Here is a 16,920-nt window from a genome sequence, read left to right as displayed (position 1 = left end):
GTGACGGTGCGGCATCCGCGATATCCGCGATCATACCCGTAGGCGCGATAAGCGGGTCGATCGTAGTCTCGGTAGTAACGGGGCTCCGGGCCCACTCTTACGCCGCCGAGCGGAGTATCAACGGCAACCTGAGCTGACGCGGGTGCAATGGAGATCGGCGTGGCCATAGCGAAACCGGCGACCGCCAGTACACCAGCCAATAACAGGGTTCTCATGAGAGTTCCTCCTGAGTTGTTGAATTGCTCTCCAACATCCCAGACAGGGCAAGGTTCCTGCGCGAACGTCATCCGGACGGCAGGTCGCTCGGACTTGGTCGCAGCCTCGGATGAATGCGGAGAGGAACCCGCCGCCGCGCGTCAGCGCGCGATCTCGACCGACCTTGAAAGCAGGCGTCGATAAGCGAGCGTTCTAGTTGTTCGTCGTCGGCAGATCGTTCGGGCCGTACTGCTTGAACTCGAAGATCTTGCGCGTCAGGCCGGGCGCCAGCGCGGAGATCGGATTGACGCGCAGCACCGGCTGGCTCGGCGTGCCGACCACTTCATACGTCACGCCGATCAGGCCTTCATTGCTGCCGGCGCCGAGGAAAATCCCGAAGAACGGAATCTGGCCGAACATGTTGTTCAACCCGTACATCGGAATGAAGGTGCCGTTCATCCGCACCTGGTTGCCGATATAGTCGATGCTGCCTTCGATCGTCGCGCCGATGGTCGGTCCCTTGACCACACCGTTGCGGATCGACAGCTGCCCGCTCTGGCGCGTGAATTCGGCGCGCAGCGCGTCGAACCCGATGCCGTTCTGGGTGCTGACCGGCCCGCCGGCAACGGCGCGATCGAGCTGGGTTTCGCCCTTCACCGAGAATCCGGTAATATTGATGAGCCCCTCCCTTGGGCTCGGCTCGGGGATCGGCGGCTCCATCGCGAGCGTAAGCTGGCCGCCGACCACCTTCGAATAGGTGTCGATGAAGCGCAGGAACGCACCGGCGTCGCTGGTCTGCAGATAGATCACCTCGCGGCCCTGCTGGCGTCCGCGCATATCGACCGTGACGGGGGTGTCGCGGCCGACCTTGCCGCTCAGCGTGAACGCCTTGAAGAACCCGTTGCGGCGCGAGACCTTGGCGTCGACGCTGCGCAGCGCTTCGCCGTTGAATCCTGCGACCGCGCCGAGTTTCAGATCGACATCGAAATCGGTGGTCCTGGTCTTGCTCTTGGGATCGCCGTCGCGGCCGGAGATCGCCGACTTCAGGAAGCCGCGGCCGTCGAACACGTCGCCGCGCATCGTCACCTTGATCACGCCGTCGGGACCGCGATCGGCCCGCAGCGATGTCTTGTCGCCTTCCGACGGCGCGTAGGTCGGGAAGTAGGCATTCATGAGGTCGCCGTTCTGGTCGACCTCGAGCGCGCCCTTGATCGACACGCCGGCGCCGTCGATCGAGATGTCCTCGAACCTGGTCGATTGCCCCTTCGGCACCACGTTGAAGGTCGCCTTGCCGGCCCGGCCCTGCGCCTTGACCCAGCCCGGCAGGATGTTGTCGAGCTTGAGCTGGGTCAGGTCGGCTTCGACGCCCATCTTGGTGGTGGGGTTGTCGCCGCTGCCGATCTTGCCGCTCAGCTTGATCGGGATCGCGCCCGAGACCGCGGGACCGAGATCAAGCCCGAGGCGCGCGCGGCTCGCATCGTCCAGCGTCGCCTGCAGCTTGACGTCGGCATCGCCCTCGGCCGGCTTGCGGTAGTCGAGCGAGGCCGCCTGCCCGTTGATCTTGACGTCGCCCTTGACCTGGAAGCCGGCATTGCTGGCGATCACCTTCAGCGTGTTGGCTTCGAGCTTCTGGTTCATCACCAGCTTGTCGACGGCAACACCGGATATGTCGGCGGTGACGGAGTAGAGCGTATCGGCCTTGGTCAGCTCGCCCTTCACGGGCATGCCGAGATTGATCGTCGCGGTGACGTTGCCCTTGCTGGCGTTGGGATCGATCGGCGGACCGGAGAGATCGCTGAGCCGGTCGGACGCGAGGATTTCGGCGGCGGCCGGCACCGGACAGTCGACCCGGAACTTGACCTTGGACGGCGATGGCTTCGGCGCCATGTCCGGCACCTCGAAGGTGAAGTCCGACAGCGTGATTTTGCGGCCCGCCGGCGTGTCCGCAATGCCCTGGTTGATGGTCACGGTCGCGGTGCGGCCGGTCACTCTGGCCTTCAGATCCGCGTCATGCACCGCGGGCATCTGATCCACCGGACGCACCGTGACACCCGAGGCGACAATGTTGACCGAGAGGCCGTCATCCGGGATCGGCGGTCCCTTGCGCGACAGGTTGTGCACCGGCGAATTGACGCCGACATCGATACGCTGGAGCGTGCCGCGGTCGATCCGCTCGAGCACCCATTCGCGCACCTCGGGCACGATGATGATCGGCCACATCCGTTTCAGGGCCGAGGCCGACATCGGCGTGCCGGCGAATCCGAGCTGCAGCCGCGGCTCGCCGGAATAGTCGATGCTGCCGGTTCCGGCGACGCCGATCTCGCCATTGGAGATGTCGGCCTGGGTCAGCAGCACGCGCTTCTTGTCGGTGTCGAACCGGAAGCCGATGTTGATGCGATTGAAGATCAACGGCGGTTCGTTCTTGTCGGCGTCTGCCAGCACGATGGTGCCGCCCGACAGGCCGGCCTGCCAGTCGGTGACGTTGTCGTTCGGCGGCTCGAGATGGCCGAGCAGCGTGATGCGGTTGGCGCCCGAGATGATCTTGATCGGTGCCAGCAGCACGCGCCGCCCCGAATCCCATTCCACGCTCATCTCGGCGGAATCGATCGGCATCGGGTAGTCGGGCGTGTCGGTGTCGATGATGTTGCCGGCGCCGACATTGATCTTGCCGCGGAAGTAGGTCGGCAGGCCGTCGCGGCCGAGTTCGCCCTTCATCTCGCCCGACAGCGGCAGGTCGGCGGTGTAGGTCAGATCCTTGGTCCGGAGCGCGAGCAGGATGTTCCGGGTGGAAACCTTGTCGGCCTTGATGTCGACCGAGCGCACGCCATTCTGCTGTGGTCCGACCAGCACGCGCACCGACCAGGGTTTTGCGCCCTCCTCGCCGAAGCTGAGCGCAACGCCGCCGCCGCTCGGGCGCCGCAGGCTGAGGCTGATGTTCTCAAAGCTCCATTTGTTGCCGCGCTGCTGATCGTCGACGACAAGATTGCCGTTCTTCAGGCCGATCTCGTTGAGGTTCTGCCCGTCGAGCCCGGTCATACTGAGGCTGTCGAGCCAGTCGAGACCGGCGAGTAGCCCGCTCTGGGCCGAATCGGGCGACGCCGAGGGCTCGGCGGCAGCTGGCGGCGAGGTAACCGGCGGCGGTGGTGCTGTGGGTGTCGGACGCGGGAATGTCGGCGGCATCCCCGCCTCCCGCTTGGAGGCAACGCCGGTGGCCAGCGGTTTTGCGGTGTCGCCGGCGGACACGGTGACATTGCCGTCGGGCGTGATGCGCACCGACAGTTCCGCATCGACGAGATTGAGGCTCTCGGCCCGCAACTGGCCCATCAAGAGCGCGGTTCCCGACAGGCGCACTTCGGCCTTCGGCGCGCTCGCAACCACCGCATGGTCGCGGTCGCGGACGATGATGTCGCGGATGCGCACCGCGATCCTGACGCGGCCGGCGCGCTCGATCTGCGTTCCGCCGACCTCGACCGTATTGCCGTGGCCGATATTCTCCTCGATCGCCGCGGCGAGCCACGGCGTCGCCATGTCGAGATTGATCGGGCCGGCGCCGAGCCGCCACCACAGCCCGCCGAAGCAGGTCGCGAACATCGCGACCAGCACCACGAGGACCAGTCCGATGCGACGGATCCAGCGCTCGCCATTCAGCCAGCGCTGCATGCCGGAGCAGAAATCGGTGAAGCGATGCAAGTTGGTGTTGGAACGCGCCAGCAATTGCCGCGCACGGTTGCCCGCCGCCTCATCCTGCTCGTCCCACGCACCGTCGTCTTCCCATTGCGAGAAGTCAGCCCCGGCGCGCGGATTTGGACCCTGCGGCGACGTGTTCCTTGCCATTGCCTCTCGGTGCTGACGGCGAAGCTGATCGCCGCCATCGGGGCGCCCGTCGATACGTATCGAGCGCTCCTGTGCCGGCATCGCCGCCTATCCTCGCCTAATCATGTTACTCGCCGATGGCCCCCAGAGCGGACCAAACCAACCAATCAAAAGCCAATTCAGCAAGCGGACGGGTCACGCGTCGAATTCCTTGTCACCATACTCCGTGGCCATCAAACTTGCCCAGCGGCCGGTGCGAATCCGGCCGCCGCCAATAAGACCGCAATACCCCAATGGTTGAGCTTCGGAAAGCGACGAAAGGAAGGCGTATGTCCAAGAAAACGCGCAAGAAATCCTCCAACACAACCGGGAAGCGGGTCGCAACAAAGGTTGCGCGCGCCGCAAGCGCAAGCACTGGGAAGTCCGCGACGAAAACCCGCACAGCGGTTGCGAAGAAGGCAGCGGCCAAGAAAACGACCAGGGCGACCGCAGCGGGTGTTCGAAGCAAAGCCTCGCACAAGGCGGCATCCAAACCGTTAAAGCGAGAGCCGGCCGCAACCGTGACCAGTTCGTCCGCCGTCACACTTGCCGAGGGCGTCACTGCACCGACCTTCAACCTGCCGCGCGACGGCGGGGACAGCGTTTCGCTGAAGGATTTTGCCGGCAAGAAGCTGGTGCTGTTCTTCTACCCCCGCGCCGACACCCCCGGCTGCACCAGGGAGGCGATCGATTTCACCCGGCTCAAAAGCGCGTTCGCCGCTGCAGGGACCGAAGTGGTCGGCATTTCCGCCGACACGGTTAAGGCGCAGGAGTCATTTCGAAACAAACACCAGCTCTCGGTGCCGCTGGTCTCCGATCCGGCCCACCAGATGCTGGAGGCGTATGGCGCCTGGGGCGAAAAATCCATGTATGGCAGGACCTTCATGGGAATTATTCGCACGACGGTTCTGGTCGATTCCAGTGGAAAGGTCGCCCGCATCTGGCGTCATGTGAAGGTCGATGGCCACGCCGAAATGGTATTGGAGGCGGCCCGGGCGCTCTGACGGGACGGGTTCCGTTTCCTGAAAATTAACCATGACGGGCTCAAATCGGCCCCGCAAATAAGCCGTCCGGAGCTTGGTCCGACCGGCCGCGGGAGTGCCGATGTCGAGCCGGTCCGGTCACCACAAACACCATCATCCGCAGGACCATGGCCGGACGCCGGCGCGCCGTCCGGCAGCCCATCACCCCGCACCTGCCGCCGCGGCGGTGGCGGCCTCCGGCGAGGGCTATACCCTGGTCCATGCCGGCAAGCAGGTCCGGTTCGGGCCGGTGGTGTTCTGGATCATCGTCGGCACCGTGGTGCTGCTCGGCATGTGGTCGGCGGCGACCGCGACCTATTTCGCGTTCCGTGACGACGTGCTGACCCGGCTGATCGCGCGCCAGGCCGAGATGCAATACGCCTATGAGGACCGCATCTCGGAGTTGCGCGCCAAGGTCGACCGCACCACCAGCCGCCAGCTGCTCGACCAGGAGCAGTTCGACCAGAAGCTCGACCAGATCATGAAGCGGCAGTCGACGCTGGAATCGCGCGCCACCGCACTCGGCGCGATGCCTGATGTTACGACCACCGGATCAATCAAGCCGCAGGGCCGCGCCGAGGCGGCGCCGTCCTCAGGTACGCTGAAACCCTCCCCGATCAGCGACACCGTGATCTTCGTGGCGCCGCCGGATCGCGAGGCACGGCTGGAATCGCGCGCGCCGCTGATCGCCAAGACGCAGCCGAACCAGTTCGCGAAGGCCCAGGGCGTCGACAACGTGCTGGTCCGCCTGCAGACCTCGCTTGACCAGGTCGAGCGACGCCAGGTTGCCGCGCTCGCCTCGGTCGAGGACAGCATCGATTCCAAGGTGCGCCGGATGCGCGGCGTGATCTCCGATCTCGGCCTCAACATGGCGCAGCTCGAGGCGGCGACGCCGCGCTCCGGCATGGGTGGACCCTTTGTCCCCGTGAAACTCTCTGCCGACGCCGGCGCGTTCGAACGCCAGCTCTATCGCATCAACATCAACCGGGCACAGATGCAGCGACTGAACCAGACGCTGGCGCTGGTGCCTTACCGCAAGCCCGTGGTCGGTGAAGTCGAGTTCACCAGCGGCTTCGGCGTGCGCTCCGATCCCTTCCTTGGCCGGCCGGCAATGCACACCGGCCTCGACTTCCGCGCCGCGCAAGGCGATCCGGTGCGTGTCACGGCCAACGGCAAGGTGGTGTCGGCGGGCTGGGCCGGCGGCTATGGCCGCATGGTCGAGGTCGATCACGGCAACGGGCTCTCGACCCGCTACGGCCATCTCTCCGAGATCGGCGTCAAGGTCGGTGAATACGTCAAGATCGGCCAGGTGATCGGCGCCGTCGGCTCGACCGGCCGCTCCACCGGACCGCATCTGCATTACGAGACCCGCATCGACGGCGAAGCGGTCGACCCGCAGAAATTCCTCCGCGCCGGCGTCCGGCTCAGCGCCGGCTAAAGCGCAATGAGATTGGGTCGAATCGTCATCGCGCTTTAGCTCTTTGTTTGATCATGATCTTTTCGGAAAACCGCTTCGCACTTTTCCGGATCATGCTCTAGCTCAATCGCACAACGATCGATCTGAACATCGGCGCAAGCAGTCTCGCTTGCGCCGATCGCGTTTGTGGTTTCAGCGGCGGCCGCCGCCCATGCCGCCGGGCGGTCCGCCACCCCCGAATCCGCCGCCGGGCCCGAACGGACCACCGCCACCGCCGCCAGGGCCGAACGGTCCGCCGGGTGGGCCGAAGCCGCCGGGGCCGGTCGTTCCACCGCTCAGCGGATCGGGCGCAGGCCCGCCGCCTGGCGGGCTGCCGCCCGGCATGCCGGACGGCGCTCCGCTGGGGCCGCCACCTGGACCGCCGCCACCAGGCGCACTGCGGCCGCCCGGCCCGCCGGGTCCCGCTCCATGCCCGGGTCCGGATCCGCCGCCGCCGGGGCCACGGCCCGGCGTGCCCGGGCTCTTCACCGACGAGCCCGGGAACTTGCCGACCGACTGCACCGATTCGACGCGCAGTTCGCGCGGGCCCGACAACTGCGCGTTGACGACGACGCGCGTATCGGCCGCCGGCGAAAACCGCGAATGGTCGCGCGCAACGAAACCAGAGCCGAGCTGCAGGCCGTTGCCGACCCGCCGCACATAGGCCTCGATCAGCAGCCGGTTCGCGCCGGCGAGATCGGAGAAGTCGTCGGCGCGGCTGCGCGACACCTGCATCACGCCCTGCGCGACATGTCCCTCGGCCTGCACGCGCTGACCGGCCAGCGCCGCATCGACGCCGGCGAGCTTGAGCTCGCCGATCCGCAAGACGCCGGCACGGTCACGCTCGAGCGGCCCTGCGACACGCGCGGCGGCGTCATGGCGCTCCTGCACCAGACTTGCGACGACGACGCCGTCGGTGCGACGCAGACCGAACACGGCGACATGCGCGCCCACCTTCAGCCAGCTCTCGCGCCCGGTCCAGGCGACCGTCTGGCCGAGCACTGTCAGCCCGCCCGGCTTCACTTGCTCGACCGGCCCGGTCACCTCGCTAGTCACATCGATGCGTTTGGTCGACAGCGTGCCGCCGGCATCGCGCCGCGCCACCACGCGCGCCAGCTGTCCGATCCGTAGCGCCTTGGCGCTCGCCGCCTCGCCGTCGATTCTGACCGGCACGTCGGGTGCATAGGCGACGCGCTCGCCATTGACATAGATCGAGCCGAACCGCTGGATCACCCCGACGATGCCGGTGCCACCGATGCCCTGATCGGAACCGGTGATGCCGGTGCCGCCGATGCCCTGATCGTTGCCGCGCTTCTTGACCTGCGCGCCCGCGAGCGACGTTCCGGCGAGCCAGAAGCCGACAAGCAGCGCGCGGCGCGAAATGATCGGCGGGCGCTTCACGCTGCACCGCCTTCGTCGGCATCGTCATCCACCGGACCATCCGGCCCCTCGCGGTAGATGTAGATGCCGAAATTCCAGCGATAGTCGCCGCCCTTGTCCTTCGCCAAGGCGCGGTTGGCCTCGCGGTTGGCGACCTTGAGCGCCTCCATCGCCAGCTCGCGCGAGCGCCCCTCGAGCCGTTTCGCCAGCTTCGCCGACAGCCCGTCGTAATGCACCGCGCGTTCGAGGAAGCGCGGCGCGGCCGAGGACACGTTGAGCTCGGCGGCCGCGACATGGTCGTGCAGGTTGCGGCCGAGATAGTGCCATTTGCGATCGTCGTCGCCATGCGGCACGAAGGCCTCCTCGACCAGCATGATCTCGTCGTCGTCATTGATGGTGACGAGCTTGCGGTCGAGCCATTCGTCCAGCACCGCGCGCGGCCGCACATCCTTGGTGATCGATTCGACCAGCGTCTCGAACGACGGCGCGCCGCCGTCGGCGGTCCGCGGCAACGGCAGTGGATCTCCCTTGGCATCGGTGAACTCGGGCGCCGCCAGCCAGCGCGCGATGATCGCGCTGGTGCGCGACAGCGTCGCCGGCACCGCATTGACCGGCGCCCCGGCGCCGCGCAGCCGCGCCACCTCCTTGCGGTGGATGCCGGTCAGCAGGCTGACGCGGCTGTCGGTCTGCTCCTTGCCCTCGAGCGCGAAGTCGTGCTCGGCGACGTTGACATAGAGCTCGCGCAGCAGCTGGGTCAGCGCCGGGAACGTCATGCCGCCGCGGATGCAGAGCCGCACCAGCGGGCGCAGCATGCGCGCCAGCGGCGCGTGCAGCTTCGCTGCGGCGATCGGCGCGGACGATCCCACCTTCGACTTCGGGGCCTTGGCATTCATGCCTAACTTTTAGCCGCACGCGCCGTGGGACACAATCCCACCTTACTTGACGTGTGACATTTTCCCACGTATGAGAAACAAAATCACCTCCCGGACACAGCTCGCGTGCTCGCCAGCGGGTGTCACGGAGTCCGGCACTGCCGCCATCGCCACGGACCGCTCCATGACGTCTGCCCGATTCGACCTTGCGATCGCGGAAGCCTGCCGGATCGCCCAGGTTCCCTTTGAGGAGTTCGTGTCGACGGTGATGGCGGGCGGCTATCCCTGTCTGCCGGGCGTTGCGCCCGGATCGCCGCGCCGCTTCGACGAAACCGACCTGCTCGCGCTCTATATCTACGGCCGCCTGCTCGCCTTCGGTTTCGGCGGCCTGCGCGCCGGCGAATATGCCTGCCGCGCGCATGCCGGCCTCCGCGCCGAGCCCCGCGCGCAATCGATCTCGATTGCGCTGACCTCCGACGGCGGCAAGCGCGTCGTGATCGAGCAGGATCTGCAGCGCCCGGCAGCGGCAATGCTGCCCGAGCGGATTCATTTCGACATCGCCGCGATCAGGCGCCAGTTGCAGCCGGTCGAACGCAGCACCGCCGAGCCGGCCTGACGCTCCGCTAGAGCAAGATGAGATTCGGTCGAATGGCGAGCGCAATGGTGCTGCGCTCCCTCTCCCCGTTCTTACGGGGAGAGGGTTGGGGTGAGGGGCTGTCTCTGCATCTGCCGTGATAGCTGAGCTCGCGGAGACTCCCCCTCACCCGGAACGCATCTGACGATGCGTTCCGACCTCTCCCCGCACGCGGGGCGAGGTGAAGCGGAGGCCGTTGCTCGACCCACAAGTTGGCTCACGGCGCTTAGAAACTCCCGCATTCGCTCGCTCGTGCCGTCGCGGCGCGATCGCACCGTCATGCGTTCCGATTCTTGTCTCCCAGAAAAGTTATCCACCGCCATACGTGGAACATAATCCCACATTTTAGTTCGACGCGATTGACGTGTGAAATTTTCCCACGTATCCAGAATTCATCCAGAAGGGAATCCGACCCAATGTCGCTTCGTTCGGCCCGCGAATCCTGTTCGTTTCACGAACCCGGTCGGTTCGCCGCCACCGCACTCCGTTTCACGCCGCAGGCGCCATTCTGTTTCACGCCGCAGGCGCCTTGCGGCCCGATCGAGCCGGTGTTTCCGGCGCTGCTGCGCTCGCTGGTGTTCGCCGCCGCGCTGGCGCTGCCATTCATCGTCGCCCTGTTCGTCGCATGATCCGGATCGAGCCACCCATGATCGTCAACGAGCAGGCCCGGCGTCCGTCGGTGCTCCACATCTTCAAGGTCTACTATCCCGACCTGTTCGGCGGCACGCTGACGGTGATCCGCGATATCTGCGCCGGACTGAAGGACACGTTCAACGCCGCCGTGCTGGTCTGCTCGCGCTCCGGCGGCGAGCGGCAGATCGTGGTCAACGACGTTGCGGTCGAGCGCGTGCACTCGTTCGGCGACGTGCTGTCGCTGCCGGCGGCGCCGACCTATCCGTGGCGGCTGTGGCGCCGCATCGCCGAGCACGATCTGCTGGCGCTGCACGCCCCCTTTCCGCTCGCCGATCTCGTCTTCGCATTCGGGCTCGGCCGCACCTGCCCGCTGGTCGTGCACTGGCACGCCGACATCGTCTCGCACGCGGCCTTGCGCTTCCTCGTCGAGCCGATGATGCGGCGAACGCTGCGCCGGGCCGCCGCGATCATCGTCTCCGATCCGGTGCTGATCGAAACCACGCCGCTGCTGCAGGAATTCTCCGACAAATGCCACGCCGTTCCGTTCGGCGTCGATGTCGCCAAATATGACCGGCCGGCCGCCCAGGCCGACGACGTCAACGCCCGCGGCCGTCTCGTGCTCGCCTGCGGACGCCTCGTGCCCTACAAGGGTTTTGACGTGCTGGTGCGCGCCGCGCACGCCCGTAATTTCGAGGTCTGGATCGTCGGCGAGGGCCGCGAGCGCGACAACCTCGAGCAACTGATCCGCGACTACGGCTTGCAGGATCGCGTCCGCCTGCTCGGCTCGGTGTCCGAAAGCGAGCGCGTCAAGCTGATGCGCATCGCCGACGTGTTCGTGATGCCGTCGGTGACCAATGCGGAGACCTTCGGGCTGGCGCAGCTTGAGGCGATGGCTGCAAGCCGGCCCGTCGTCAACACCGCGCTCGACACCGGCGTTCCGCATGTCGCCCGCGACGGCCTCGAGGCCATCACGGTGCCGCCCGGCGATCCCACCGCGCTCGCCGACGCCATCGAGACGCTGATCAACGATCCCGAGCGACGCCGCCGCATGGGTCAGGCCGCGCGCCATCGCGCGATGACGAAATACTCAACCGCAGCCTTCAAGGAGGGAGTCGAGACGGTGTATCGCAAGGTCGTTACCGAAGAGGCCGCCGCAAGGGACGCGGGGTCGTCAGCCCCAGCCCCGCGTCCCCGAACGGCCGGTTTCGTCGGCGCAATCCAGATCGCGGCAACACTGGCCTGGTCCGACGTGCGTCATCGCTACGTCCGCTCCCTCCTTGGACCCTTCTGGATGTCGATCCAGATGGCGATCATGGTGGCCGTGCTCGGCTCGGTCATCGGCCATCTCTCCAACGCCAGCGCGGTGGCGCGGCTGCCGATGCTGGCGGCGAGCCTCACCGCCTGGACCTTCCTCAACAGCGTGGTGCTCGACGCCACCACGGCGCTGCAGGGCTCGGCCAGCCTGATCAAGGATCGCGCGCTGCCCCCTGTGATCTTTCTGCTGCAATGTACCTTCCGGCAGGCACTGTTCGCCGCCCATAACGCGGTCGTGCCGCTGCTCCTGTGGCTCGTGCTGACGCCGCGCGATGTCGGCGGCGCCATCGCCGCCCTCCCCGGCCTCGCCCTGTTCGTGGTCTGCACGCTGGGCCTGAGCCTCGTGCTCGGCGCGCTGGCGACGCGTTACCGCGACATCAAACCGATCATCGAGTCCTCGCTGACGCTGGCCTTCCTGGCCTCGCCGATCATCTGGACATCCGAGATGATCGATCGCGGCTCGACCGTGATGCGGCTCAATCCGCTGACGCATTTGTTCGCGATCTGGCGCGACCCGCTGGCGACCGGTCATGTCGCAACGGCAAGCGTGATCTACGTGCTGGCCTGCCTCGCCGCGCTCGCGGTCGCCGCGATCGTCACCATGACCCATCTGCGCAAAGCGGCATTCTGGATCTAGGGAATGGCAATCATCCACCTCCACGACGTCTGCCTCGATTATCCGCTGTACGGCGCCTACGACTTCTCGCTGAAGCGCCGCCTGCTCGGCCGCCTGTTCCGCCAGACCAGCGAGATGCGGACCATCCGCGCGGTCGATGACATCTCGATCGAGGCGAAAGCCGGCGCACGCATCGGCCTCGCCGGCCCGAACGGCTCCGGCAAGTCCACTCTGCTGCGGCTGATCGCCGGCGTGTTCCCGGCGACCAGCGGCCGCGTCGAGATCTCCGGCAACATCGTGCCGCTGCTCGGCCTCGGCGCCGGCGTCAATCTCGATTTCGTCGCCGCCGACAATATCAGCCTGCTGCTGCGGATCTCGGGACGCAAGCCGACGCCGGCGGTCCTGGACGAGATCTGGGCGTTCACGGAACTGGAGGAGCGCATGCGACGGCTGCCGCTGCGCATGTTCTCGTCGGGCATGCTGATGCGCGTGCTGTTCGCAACCGCGACGGCGTTTCCCGCCGACATCCTGCTGCTCGACGAGTGGCTCAGCGTGGTCGACGAGAATTTCTCGGCCAAGGCCGAGCAGCGGCTGCGCAAGATGGTCGAGACCGCGGCAATCGTGATCATCGCCTCGCACGACCACGCCCTGCTGCGCCGGACCTGCAACAGCATCATCAATCTCGATCACGGCCGCATCGCCAGCACCGTCGCGCTGGATGCGCCCGCCCCGCATCACCTCGAGCTCAGAGAAATCAGCGCATGACAAAGATCCTGGTCGTCAGCGAGGCGCTTGGCGAGCCCAACCACAAGCGCGGCATCTTCCATTTCACCCGTGAATTGATCCGCTCGCTGGCCGGCGACGGCCATGCTCTGACCCTCGTCGTGGAGACCACGCGCCGGTACCGGAAGCTGCGCCGCAGGCAGCAGCGGACGCGCCTGCTGCCCGAGGACTCACGGCTGATCGAGCTGCTCGCGCTCTATCGTTACCTCGATGAAACCGACATGAACTCGCCGATCATGCGCGGCGGCCTGCGCCGCACCGTCGACTGGTTCAAGCACAAGCTCAACGCGGCGACCTCGCTCGAATTCATCATCGCCTTACTGCGCTCGATTCATCTGCTGCCGACCAGCGTCAAGCTGATCGAGAACCGGACCGAGGGCCTCGAATACATTCCGACCGATTTGCGCCATCTCGAGTTGTTCGGCGATTTTTTGCTCGAGCCCGGCTTCTACAGCTATCAGGACACGTCGGCCCTGACGCGGTTGCCGCCGCCGCGGGTCGATGCGCGCGACTATGACGTCATTCTCATCGACACCCCGACCCGGGTTGCGATCCAGCGCCGCCCGGGCGCAAAGGTGATTTGCGTCGTGCACGACCTGTTGCCGATCACCGATCTCAAGCTGGATGACATCGCGACACGCCTGTTCCTGTCGCGCCTTTTCACCAGCGTGAACCAGGCTGACGAGCTCGCCTTCGTCTCGAACTACAGCATGAACCGCTTCCGCGCCCTGCTCCCGCAATATGCGCATATTCCGGCGCGAGTGGTCTATCCGCGGACCCGTTTCGACGTCGCGGAAGCGCCGCTTGCGCCGGTGCCAACCGCCATCCCGGCACGGCCGAGCTTCGTCGTCATCGTCTCGAACGAGCCCCGCAAGAACCTCGCGGCCGTCATCCGCGCCTTCCGCAAGCTGCCGGAGGCCGATCTCGTCGTGATCGGCTATGCCGGCGGCGCCAACCAGGCGCGCAACCTGCCGAAGAACGTCCGCTTCTCCGGCTATGTCGACGAGCACGAGAAGGCGGCACTGATCGCGGGCGCGCACGGCCTGATCATGCCGAGCCTCGCCGAAGGCTTTGGCGTCCCGATCATCGAGGCATTCGCGGCCAATACCCCCGTGCTGTGCTCCGATATTGCCGTGTTCCGCGAGGTCGCGGGCGAGCTTGCCGACTATTTCGATCCGTTCTCGACCGACTCGATCTGCGCCTCCGTGCGGCGCGTGCTGGCGCAGCAGGAGCAATGGCGCGACCGGATCCGTGCGCGGCGGGCCGAGTTGGCCGAGCGCTTCGGCCACCACACCCAGGCGCGCGACCTGCTGTCGCATCGGGCTGCCCCGGACGTCGCGGCCGCCGCCGCGGCGCTCGCCGCCGCGATGGCGACCTTCAACGGTGCAACCGCGCACGGCGTGTGACCGGTCATGAGCACCGATTCCGACGCAATTGGTCTCGCAATCGAACCGCCAGCACGATGGTGCGATCGCGTCCGCACCTGGTCCGGCTCAGTCCCCTATGTCCGCGCCACCGATACCCTGATCGCCTTGGCCGCGGCGTCGCTACCCTGGTCGACCACGGCACTCGCCGTTTTCATGCTGCTGTGGCTTGTCGCCGTGATCCCGACCATCGACTGGGAGCAGTTCATTCTCGACCTGGCGCAACCGGCCTTTGCGTTGCCGATCGCGCTGGTCGCACTCGCGGTGATGGGCCAAGCGTGGTCGGAGACGAGCTGGGTCGAACGGCTGCAGGGCATCAAGCCGCTCAGCAAGCTGCTGCTGCTCCCGTTCCTGCTCGGCTATTTCCAGCGCTCGCAGGGCGGGCTCTGGGTGTTCTTGGCCTTCCTGGTGTCCTGCACGGTGCTGATGATCCTGTCCTGGATCGTGCCGGCGCTGCCGCAGCTCAAGCTCGCGCACACCGCCTCCGACGGCGTGCCGGTCAAGAACTACCTCGACCAGAGCCAGGAGTTCGCGCTCTGCGCGTTCGCGCTGGCGCTGCCGGCATTGACCGCGCTGCGGGCCCGGCAATGGCGCTTCGCGGCCGGCACCATCGCGCTGATGCTGCTGTTCGTCGCCAACATGCTCTATGTCGTCTCGGCCCGGACCGCGCTGGTCTACATGCCGGTGCTGTTGATCCTGTTCGCCTCGTTGCATTTGTCGCGGCGCGCCACCCGGCTGCTGTTCGCCGTCGTCGCGGTCACCAGCCTCGTGGTCTGGACCACGTCCCCATACCTGCGCCAGCGCATCGCCAATGTCAGTATCGAGTATCGGGCGCACGATACGTCAGGCATCGCTTCCACGGCGCAGCGCCTGACCTACTGGCGGAAGTCCGTGAAGTTCATCGGCGAGGCGCCGTGGCTCGGCCACGGCACCGGCTCGATCAGGCACATGTTCACACAGGATGCCGTCGGACAAGCCGGCCTTGAGGCCGAGGTGATCAACAACCCGCACAACCAGACCCTTAATGTCGGGGTCCAGTGGGGGCTGATCGGCATCCTGCTGCTCTACGCGATGTGGATCAGCCACGTCAGGCTGTTCGCCGGCCGCGATCTCGTGAGCTGGATCGGACTCGCCGTGGTCGTGCAGAACATCACAAGCTCGCTGCTCAATTCGCATCTGTCCGATTTTCACGAAGGCTGGATGTACGTGATCGGTGTCGGCGTCGCCGGCGGCATGGCGCTCCGCGCCCGCCGGCCGGAAAATGCGGATGTGTGACTCACTGATCGCGCCACGCGTTCAGTGTCGTCCCGGCGAAGGCCGGGACCCATTCCCCCAAGCTCTTGTTATTGCGCGTCGCTGAAACGACGAGTCCCTTCAACAACGTCCGCCGCGGAGTATGGGTCCCGGCTTTCGCCCGGACGACGGCGGTGTTTGCGGCGCTGGCAACGCCGTTCTAACAACCGACCGCCTACCGCGACGCTTCGTGCCCGACCTCGCCGGTGATCACGTCGCCGAACAGCTCCCATGCCTCGCCGTTGAAGCGCATCAGCTGCATCTGCTCGATCGGGAAGTAGTCGTCGGGGGAGGTGTTGACCATGACGCCCGGCAGCATCAGGTCGGAGTGGAAGTTCTTCAGGCTGGCGGCCTGCTTCATCACGTTCTCGCGCGTGAGATTGTCGCCGCACTGCTTCAGCACCTGCATCATCGCCTCGGCCTGGACATAGCCATAGAGGTTGTTGGCGTTGGCCTTGTCGCCGTCGGGGTAATACTTGTCCATGAAGGCGCGCCAGTTTTGCACCGCCGGATCCTTGTCCCAGGTCGGATCGGTCGGGTCCTTCAGATAGGCGGTCGAGATGATGCTCTTGGAGAACTCGAGTCCGGCCGGTTTCAGCACCGAGGCGACCGAGGTCGCGGTGTTGGCGAGGAAGAATTTCGGCTTCCAGCCGAGCTCGCCCACTTTCCGGATCGCCTGCGCCGATCCCTTCGGCGCCGCCCAGGAGAAGAAGATGTCGGCGCCGGAATCGTGCAGCGCGACGATCTGCGAATCGATCGAGGGATCGGAGACCTCGTACGACTTGTCGGCGATGATCATGCCGACCTTGTCGCCGAGCCCGTCCTTCAGGCCCTTGAACTGATCCTTGCCGGCATCGTCATTCTGCCAGAACACCGCGATCTTACTGTCGGGGAATTTGTCGCGAATGTACTTTGCGTAGATGCGGCCCTCGCTCTGGTAGTTGGGCTGAAAGCCCATCGTCCAGGGGAAGTTCTTGGGGTCGCCGAACTTGGTGCCTCCGGAGGCGACGAACAATTGCGGCACCTTCTTGGCATTCATGTATTTCATGATTGCCGAATTGGACGGCGTGCCGAGCGGCTGGAAGATCAGCAGCACCTCGTCGCTCTCGACCAGCTTGCGCGCCTGCTCGATCGCCTTTGGCGGCGAATAGGCGTCGTCGTAGCTGATGAAGTTGATCTTGCGGCCGTTGATGCCGCCCTGCTCGTTGATCATCTTGAAGAACGCGGCCTCGGTCTTGCCGATCACCCCATAGGACGACGCGGGGCCGCTGTATGGCATGATGTTGCCGATCTTGATTTCGCCATCACTCGCGCCGGGATCGTATTTCTTCTGCGCGGTGGCCGAGGTCGCGATCAGTGCGGCACTTGCGAACGCCGCGATTGCGCCAATATATCCGAAACGAGCCGGCATCGTTTTCTCCCGATTTTTGTCGTTGGTTTTGGCGG

The 16,920-nt window shown here is 66.0% G+C and carries 12 protein-coding genes; 8 read left to right on the top strand and 4 right to left on the bottom strand.

Annotation, left to right across the window (positions count from 1 at the left end; translation table 11 throughout):
- Positions 1 to 408: 408 nt before the first annotated feature.
- Complete coding sequence (locus ACVWY5_RS15650) at positions 409 to 4,110, bottom strand: YhdP family protein (protein ID WP_028332222.1); 3,702 nt, start codon at positions 4,108 to 4,110, stop codon at positions 409 to 411.
- 227 nt (positions 4,111 to 4,337) lie between these two features.
- Here ACVWY5_RS15650 and ACVWY5_RS15645 point away from each other — a divergent pair, with 227 nt between their 5' ends.
- Positions 4,338 to 5,051, top strand: coding sequence for a peroxiredoxin (locus ACVWY5_RS15645; protein ID WP_321177260.1), 714 nt, complete (start codon positions 4,338 to 4,340; stop codon positions 5,049 to 5,051).
- A gap of 100 nt (positions 5,052 to 5,151) precedes the next feature.
- A complete protein-coding gene (locus tag ACVWY5_RS15640; protein WP_080666947.1) occupies positions 5,152 to 6,507 on the top strand; it encodes a M23 family metallopeptidase in 1,356 nt (451 codons plus the stop codon).
- Positions 6,508 to 6,678: 171 nt separating this feature from the next.
- Here the strand turns inward: ACVWY5_RS15640 and ACVWY5_RS15635 are convergent, their stop codons facing one another.
- Together ACVWY5_RS15635 and ACVWY5_RS15630 are read right to left on the bottom strand one after the other, a co-directional pair.
- Positions 6,679 to 7,926: a DUF5666 domain-containing protein gene (locus ACVWY5_RS15635; RefSeq protein WP_028332226.1), complete on the bottom strand. Its 1,248-nt coding sequence runs from the start codon at positions 7,924 to 7,926 to the stop codon at positions 6,679 to 6,681.
- Positions 7,923 to 8,798 carry a DUF6502 family protein gene (locus tag ACVWY5_RS15630; protein WP_028332227.1) on the bottom strand — a complete coding sequence of 292 codons (876 nt, stop codon included), beginning with the start codon at positions 8,796 to 8,798 and terminating at the stop codon, positions 7,923 to 7,925. Before ACVWY5_RS15630 ends, ACVWY5_RS15635 begins: the two co-directional genes overlap by 4 nt.
- A gap of 163 nt (positions 8,799 to 8,961) precedes the next feature.
- On the opposite strand from ACVWY5_RS15630, the gene ACVWY5_RS15625 reads away from it, so the two are divergent.
- The 6 genes from ACVWY5_RS15625 to ACVWY5_RS15600 all read left to right on the top strand — a co-directional run bounded on the left by ACVWY5_RS15625 (position 8,962) and on the right by ACVWY5_RS15600 (position 15,456).
- Positions 8,962 to 9,393: a hypothetical protein gene (locus ACVWY5_RS15625; RefSeq protein ID WP_028332228.1), complete on the top strand. Its 432-nt coding sequence runs from the start codon at positions 8,962 to 8,964 to the stop codon at positions 9,391 to 9,393.
- A 434-nt stretch (positions 9,394 to 9,827) separates the two neighbouring features.
- Positions 9,828 to 10,040, top strand: coding sequence for a hypothetical protein (locus ACVWY5_RS15620; RefSeq protein ID WP_028332229.1), 213 nt, complete (start codon positions 9,828 to 9,830; stop codon positions 10,038 to 10,040).
- 17 nt (positions 10,041 to 10,057) lie between these two features.
- Positions 10,058 to 11,995 (top strand): glycosyltransferase, encoded by a 1,938-nt coding sequence (locus tag ACVWY5_RS15615; protein WP_028332230.1) that lies wholly within the window; start codon positions 10,058 to 10,060, stop codon positions 11,993 to 11,995.
- Between the two features lie 3 nt (positions 11,996 to 11,998).
- Positions 11,999 to 12,739, top strand: coding sequence for an ABC transporter ATP-binding protein (locus ACVWY5_RS15610; RefSeq protein ID WP_028332231.1), 741 nt, complete (start codon positions 11,999 to 12,001; stop codon positions 12,737 to 12,739).
- On the top strand, positions 12,736 to 14,163 hold the full coding sequence (locus tag ACVWY5_RS15605) for a glycosyltransferase family 4 protein (RefSeq protein WP_028332232.1): 1,428 nt from the start codon (positions 12,736 to 12,738) through the stop codon (positions 14,161 to 14,163). Before ACVWY5_RS15610 ends, ACVWY5_RS15605 begins: the two co-directional genes overlap by 4 nt.
- Positions 14,164 to 14,169: 6 nt before the next feature.
- Positions 14,170 to 15,456, top strand: coding sequence for an O-antigen ligase family protein (locus tag ACVWY5_RS15600; protein ID WP_028332233.1), 1,287 nt, complete (start codon positions 14,170 to 14,172; stop codon positions 15,454 to 15,456).
- A gap of 193 nt (positions 15,457 to 15,649) precedes the next feature.
- Here ACVWY5_RS15600 and ACVWY5_RS15595 read toward each other — a convergent pair whose 3' ends face one another.
- Entirely contained in the window at positions 15,650 to 16,885 is a 1,236-nt protein-coding gene (locus ACVWY5_RS15595; protein WP_028332234.1) for an ABC transporter substrate-binding protein, read from the bottom strand.
- Between the last annotated feature and the right edge of the window lie 35 nt (positions 16,886 to 16,920).

It is taken from the genome of Bradyrhizobium sp. USDA 3256 (genome assembly GCF_054058275.1).
Note: the sequence above shows the minus strand (reverse complement) of the source record. Positions and strands in the feature narration are given on the sequence as shown.